This is a genomic window from Fischerella muscicola PCC 7414 (genome assembly GCF_000317205.1).
In the GTDB taxonomy this organism is placed as follows: Bacteria; Cyanobacteriota; Cyanobacteriia; order Cyanobacteriales; family Nostocaceae; genus Fischerella; species Fischerella muscicola.
In genome coordinates this window covers 1-5,916 of the sequence record NZ_AJLK01000009.1, presented here as the reverse complement: position 1 = coordinate 5,916, position 5,916 = coordinate 1, and the positions used below count along the sequence as shown (strand labels likewise).

Genomic DNA, 5,916 nt, shown 5'->3' with positions numbered 1-5,916 from the left:
GGTTGTTGGTTGTTGGTTGTTGGTTGTTGGTTGTTGGTGGTCATTAGTCATTAGTCATTTGTCACTGTTTATTCACCCCACCTCCCCATCACCCCATCACCCCATCACCCCATCACCCCATCACCCCATCACCCCATCACCCCATCACCCCATCTCCCCAGTCATTAGTCATTTGTCACTGTTTATTCACCCCACCTCCCCATCACCCCATCACCCCATCACCCCATCACCCCATCACCCCATCACCCCATCACCCCATCTCCCCACCTCCCTTTATTTGCAAGTCCCCAAAGCCCTGAGTGCTGCTTGAATAATGCCGTCATACTGTGATTGCAAGATATCAACTTCTTTGGCGTCTTGACGATTGTTACCCAGCAAACCGACCGTTTGTCCTTGTCCAATAGCTAAAACCTTGCCATCGGGATTTTTGATTCTTAATTCAGGTAAAGAACCGTTTTGATAGATACCACAGGTATATTGACGCTGATTATACTCAAAAGCAGCTTTTGATGTAGTAGGGTAAGAAGTGAAAGGCGAATACGACTGACTAGCGAGTCTAGCACCAACTAGTTCTAACTCAATGGTGGTGTTGCCATCGAAATGATTTTCTCGCAGTTTATAAGCAATATCTATTCTTTGTGGTAAAGGAAAGTAGTCACGCCACCGCCAAGCGATCGCTTTAATTTTAAATTGTTGTTGGTCAATTGTTTGAGCAAGTGTTAGTTTAATATGACCTTTACCGACGGTTTGCTGTTCTATGACTTGGACATTAGCTGTCCAGAAGATTGGATCGGGGTTGTCGATTCCGCAAGGTTCTAAGGCGTGGAGTTGTTGATAGAGTTCTTGATTAATTTGATTGAGGTTAGCTTCAGCATCTATGTTTAGTAGTGGTTTCAGATGCTGAATTTCTAGACATTGGTTAGCGAATTCTACCAAACGCGATCGCAATGCTGCTAAATTTTCGGCAGATAAAGAAAATCCGCCTGCGGCTTTGTGTCCCCCAAATTTGCCCAACAAGTCTTGGCAATATTCTAAAGCTGCAAAAACGTGGAATTCTGGTATCCCACGTGCAGAACCGCGAATTTGCTTGTCATCCTCATAAGTACCGATGAACACGGGAACACCGTAGCGTTCTACCAACCGGGAGGCAACAATACCTATAACCCCATGATGCCAGTTGGGTTGCACCACAACCAAAACACGGTCTTCCTGTAGAGATGTAATATATTCTGTCTCAACTAATGCGATCGCTTCTTGTTCAATTTGTTCACACATCTGTTGACGATGCTGGTTAATTTGCTCACACTGCATCGCTCGTTCTAAAGCAATTCCCATATCATCTGTAGTTAGTAACTCAATCACAATTTGGGGATCACCGATTCTACCAATAGCATTAATGCGTGGCCCAAGCCGAAACCCAATGTCTTCAGGCTTTAAGGATTTTGGTTGTTTGTTGTTGGTTGTTGGTTGTTGGTTGTTAAGTATTCCCCCATATCCCCCAAGTCGTCCCCCTTGTCCCCAATCCCTGATCCCCGACACCTGAATTAACGCCTGTACTCCTGCTAATTGCGACTTAGGTAATTGCAGCAAACCACGTTTTACCCAACGGCGATTGACTCCAGTTAAGGGGGCTAAATCAGCAATGGTTCCCAATGTAAACAGTTCTAACATTGGTTTAATGATGCCACTGTTAGCTTGCCCTAGCTGTTGAGCTAAAGAAACTGCCAAAATGTAAGCAACACCCACGCCAGCAACACCGCGATAAATAGAAGATTCTGGTAATAATTTCGGGTTGAGAATGGCGTTAGCTGGGGGTAGTTGTTGAGGAATGTCGTGGTGGTCGGTGACAATTACTTGTAAACCAAGTTCTCTGGCTCTGGCAATGGGTTCAAACGCAGAGATACCATTATCAACAGTCAGGATGAGTTTCACACCTTCGCTCTGGAATTCTTCTACAATTCGTTTATTGATGCCGTAGCCTTCATGCATCCGACTGGGAATGGCGTAATTTACTTGGGCATCTAACCAACGTAAACAACGTAATAGTAAAGCAGTGCTAGTCATACCATCTGCATCGTAATCTCCACAGATGGCAATTTTTTCTTTACAAAGAATACAAGATTGCAACAACTCTAAACTGATTGCTAAATCTGGAAATTCTTGCAAAGGTGAAGGCAGATTTATAGACTCAGAATTTAAAAAAGCTTGTGCTTGTTCAGGGGTTTCAATCCCACGATTAATTAGTAGCTGATTGAGCAAAGACGGTAAATGTGTTGTCTTTGCCAGAGTCTGTGCTAATTCTATTTTCTGCGGGTAAATTTGCCAACGTTGATTAGGCAAACGTCGAAGGATTTTTGTTGCTGTAGTTGGGAATTGGTCTAGCACAATTTAGAACTGGGCGTGAGCATACCAATTATCAATAATGGCATGAACTTCGACGCCAACAATCATAAAATCCAGCATTTTTCACAACACGTCTACTCGGCCATCATCAAGAATATAAATTGCGCGATCGCCAGGAGCAAACCAATTGGGACGCAGTTCTACTCCCAGGGTTGCAAAGTTGAGTTTTGCAATATTTGCTTTTAATGGTAAACCAGTGTCATCCCAAAATAGGAGAGATACATTTGGCTCTGTACCATCTCCTTGGTTTATCTGTAGTTCCTGTCCTGGTTGTAGAGGAATCGGATTAGTACTAGATGGCTTCTGTATAATTAGCACTCTTGGAGTACGATTTACTACTTTAACTTGGATGCGCTGACCAGGTGAAAATTGCATTGGACTTTTGCCACACTTGGAAGCACAAGTACCAGCGATCACAGGGCTGTAATTGTTGACTGAGGGCAAAAGCAGGGCAGTTGCTATTAAAGTTGCACAGACAAACTTAGACATAGGAGCGAGATTTACACAGAACACTGAGGGTGTGTAGATTTGAATACCTCAGACTAACACCAAATATTGTTCTTTGTGTAGAGATGTTTGTAGTTGAGTAGCTGTTCAAGCTAAAAATGTTGTCATTCTGGCTGGAGAAGAGAATGAAATGATAATTTACCCAAACGGGAAATGGAGGTATGTATGAGTAAACCTGATTTTATGTCAATGACTCGTGGTGAATTACGTAAATATATCCTTGAACACAGAGAAGACGAGGAAGCCTTTCAAATTTATTTGGCTCGGTTCACATCTGATGATGCTATAATTTTCCCAGCCCCTCAAACAATAGAGGACTTAGAAAACTTTCCACAATTGCATCAACAGCACCTAGATCAACGGCGCAATCAAGCCTAAAGACGTTTTTGTCTGTTTGATATTGCGATTAATTATGACATGAGTATTAGCAGTAAAGAAGTAGAGTTGAAAAAACGAACACAGATGCACACTAATGCACACCGATGAATTAGTTAAAGTAATCGTAGCTGATGCTCTGTGTTGTCTAGTTGAATCTGATTAATTTGATTGATGTTTTCTTCCACAGAAGTGGGTTCTAGCCAGTCTTCTTCGTCCGCAGCTAGTAATTTATGCGCTGCTTCTAGCATGGATGTTGCTATATCTTTTAAATCTTCACGGTTGTTTAGGTAGGTTTTTAGTGCTTCTATAGGGTCAATGCTATTACTTGCGCTTAGTTCTGGGACGCGTGGTCTAGCTAACTGACTCACTAATTCTGGTTGAATGGTGTAGGTGTGAGCTGGAGTTAATAGTTTGTGGAGTGCGGCGTTATCAATTATATCCAACTGTTCGGAACGAAGTTTGTAAATTAGTCTGATGACTGCATCCTCAATATTATACTTGGCGATCGCTTTCATAATTGCTGCTTGTGGATCTTCTGCCTTCGATACATCCACCTCAATGGTGTGGAAAATCCGTGCAGGTAATGGGTAAAATTCCCACTTGGCACTACCACGTTTCAACTCTACCATTACATAGCCTTTATCTTCTTTTTCTTCACTAAAGTCCACCCGTTCAATACTTCCTGGGTAAACCACCGGTGGATTATTTGATTTATTCAAGTTCTGGTGGCGGTGGACATGTCCTAAAGCTACATAATCAAAGCAAGGTCGCGCCAACATGGATAAGGGAATGAGAAAGCCTTTACCAACTGCCAAAAAACGCTCAGCTCCCAAACTAGCATTATCTGCCATCAAATGACCCAAAAGAATTGTTGGTATATTCGGGTCAAGACGGCGAATTTCTGCTTCTAAAACAACTTGCAGACGTTCGATGAGGAGTTGATGGACTTCGCTTAAAGATAAACCTTCAGTTTCTTGGCGAGTCATCAACGTAGAACGAGTCAACCAAGGTAGGGTAATGACTTGTACAAGCCCATTACGAGTTTGAATACGGTGGGTAGTTAAAGTATCACCTACTACAATTCCCGGCACACCTAAAGTGCGGTAAATACATAAACTTGCTCCCCCCTGCCCTTGGGAATGTTGGTCATGATTACCTACTAACAAAACTGTGGGAATTTGGGCATCCACAAGACGACGGAACTGGCCAGCAAAAGCCTCTTGCACATAAGGCGGTGGTGTAGCATCGGGGAAAGCATCACCACCGAAAATTACCAAATCCACTGGTTGTGCTAGGGCTTGGTCAATACAATGAGATAAAGTCTTGACAAAATCCTCCAACCGCGTATTTAAACCCGTATCAGGATTAATACGTCCGTGGGAGAAACCGCTTCCCATGTGGATATCAGAAAGATGGAGGATTTTAATCATAGATAATTGGTAATTGGTGATTGGTGATTGGTAATTGGTAATTTTCTTCTTTATTATCCATTACCTATTACCCATTACCCATTACCTGTTACCTATTAAATATGAATTCCACACTCAGTTTTACCAAAACCACGCCAGCGTCCAGCGCGTTCGTCTTCACCTTCACTGACTGGAGTTGTGATTGGTTCATCGCCAATACTGGGATAACCTTTGTCATGGAGAGGATTATAAATTACCCCATGTTCAGCGACATAAGCCCAAGTTTGTTTACGTGTCCAATTGGCTAGGGGATTGATTTTCACCCGACCATTACCGTCAATTTCAAATATGGGCATGTTAGCACGAGTCACAGCCTGGTCACGGCGGCGTCCGGTAATCCAAGCAACAGTATTCAGTTCTGCTAGACCCCTTTGCAAAGGTTCAATTTTGGTGAGGTGGTGGAATTTAGCAATATCTTTATCCCAGAGTTCATCGCCATATTTGGCTGCAAAAGCTTCACGGGAATCTACATCAAGGATTTTGTAAACTTTCAAATCTAGATCATAAACTTGTTTGGCTTTTTCCACCAATTCCAAAGATTCCCGGAAGTGAAACAGCGTGTCGAGAAATATCACAGGTACTGGATGCTTGAGTTCACGGTACAAAATATCCGTGATCAGCATGTCATCAACATTAAAAGCACTGGTTTGTACTAATCCTGTGGGAATATTCTCGACAGACCATGCCAATATTTCGCTTGGATGAGCGTTTTCATACTTTTGATTCAATTGTTCCAAGTCCAAATTGGCGGTTTGGTTCCTAAATACTGTGGAAATGGTCATGGTTATTTTTTAGTCAAACAGTTCCGTAGCTTTCGTAACCATGATTTTACACTAAAAAAGACGCATATTTTGGTCGGATATTCGGTAATTACTACGCGGATTTGGGGAGGTGGGGTGATGGGGAACTCACCGGCCCCCACTCCCTGTCGGTCGTGGGGATTAGGGGCAGTGGGGTGATGGGGTGATGGGGTGATGGGGATTAGGGGCAATGGGGTGATGGGGTGATGGGGTGATGGGGTGATGGGGTGATGGGGTGATGGGGAGGTGGGGTGAATAAACAGTGACAAATGACTAATGACTAATGACCACCAACAACCAACAACCAACAACCAACAACCAACAACCAACAACCCTACCTTACCTTAAGCCACTTCGTG

The 5,916-nt window shown here is 43.1% G+C and carries 6 protein-coding genes and 2 pseudogenes; 3 read left to right on the top strand and 5 right to left on the bottom strand.

What is annotated here, in order from left to right; genetic code table 11:
- A pseudogene (locus tag UYI_RS35575) lies at positions 1-310 on the top strand (hypothetical protein); the annotation flags it as partial.
- Here UYI_RS35575 and UYI_RS0101250 read toward each other — a convergent pair.
- Both UYI_RS0101250 and UYI_RS0101245 read right to left on the bottom strand, forming a co-directional pair.
- Positions 274-2,385, bottom strand: a complete 2,112-nt coding sequence (locus UYI_RS0101250; protein ID WP_016864880.1) for a single-stranded-DNA-specific exonuclease RecJ — start codon at positions 2,383-2,385, stop codon at positions 274-276. The pseudogene UYI_RS35575 and the gene UYI_RS0101250 overlap by 37 nt on opposite strands.
- Before the next feature lie 81 nt (positions 2,386-2,466).
- Positions 2,467-2,892 carry a hypothetical protein gene (locus UYI_RS0101245; protein ID WP_016864879.1) on the bottom strand — a complete coding sequence of 142 codons (426 nt, stop codon included), beginning with the start codon at positions 2,890-2,892 and terminating at the stop codon, positions 2,467-2,469.
- Between the two features lie 115 nt (positions 2,893-3,007).
- On the opposite strand from UYI_RS0101245, the pseudogene UYI_RS40090 reads away from it, so the two are divergent.
- Both UYI_RS40090 and UYI_RS0101240 read left to right on the top strand, forming a co-directional pair.
- A pseudogene (locus tag UYI_RS40090) lies at positions 3,008-3,079 on the top strand (DUF6888 family protein); the annotation flags it as partial.
- Positions 3,076-3,288 (top strand): DUF6887 family protein, encoded by a 213-nt coding sequence (locus tag UYI_RS0101240; RefSeq protein WP_016864878.1) that lies wholly within the window; start codon positions 3,076-3,078, stop codon positions 3,286-3,288. The pseudogene UYI_RS40090 and the gene UYI_RS0101240, both read left to right, overlap by 4 nt.
- 113 nt (positions 3,289-3,401) lie before the next feature.
- Here the strand turns inward: UYI_RS0101240 and sbcD are convergent, their stop codons facing one another.
- The 3 genes from sbcD to UYI_RS36370 all read right to left on the bottom strand — a co-directional run bounded on the left by sbcD (position 3,402) and on the right by UYI_RS36370 (position 5,886).
- Positions 3,402-4,718, bottom strand: a complete 1,317-nt coding sequence (sbcD, locus tag UYI_RS0101235) for an exonuclease subunit SbcD (RefSeq protein WP_071588801.1) — start codon at positions 4,716-4,718, stop codon at positions 3,402-3,404.
- Between the two features lie 95 nt (positions 4,719-4,813).
- Positions 4,814-5,539, bottom strand: coding sequence for a phosphoadenosine phosphosulfate reductase (cysH, locus tag UYI_RS0101230; RefSeq protein ID WP_016864876.1), 726 nt, complete (start codon positions 5,537-5,539; stop codon positions 4,814-4,816).
- Between the two features lie 2 nt (positions 5,540-5,541).
- On the bottom strand, positions 5,542-5,886 hold the full coding sequence (locus tag UYI_RS36370) for a hypothetical protein (RefSeq protein ID WP_157226278.1): 345 nt from the start codon (positions 5,884-5,886) through the stop codon (positions 5,542-5,544).
- Positions 5,887-5,916: the final 30 nt, after the last annotated feature.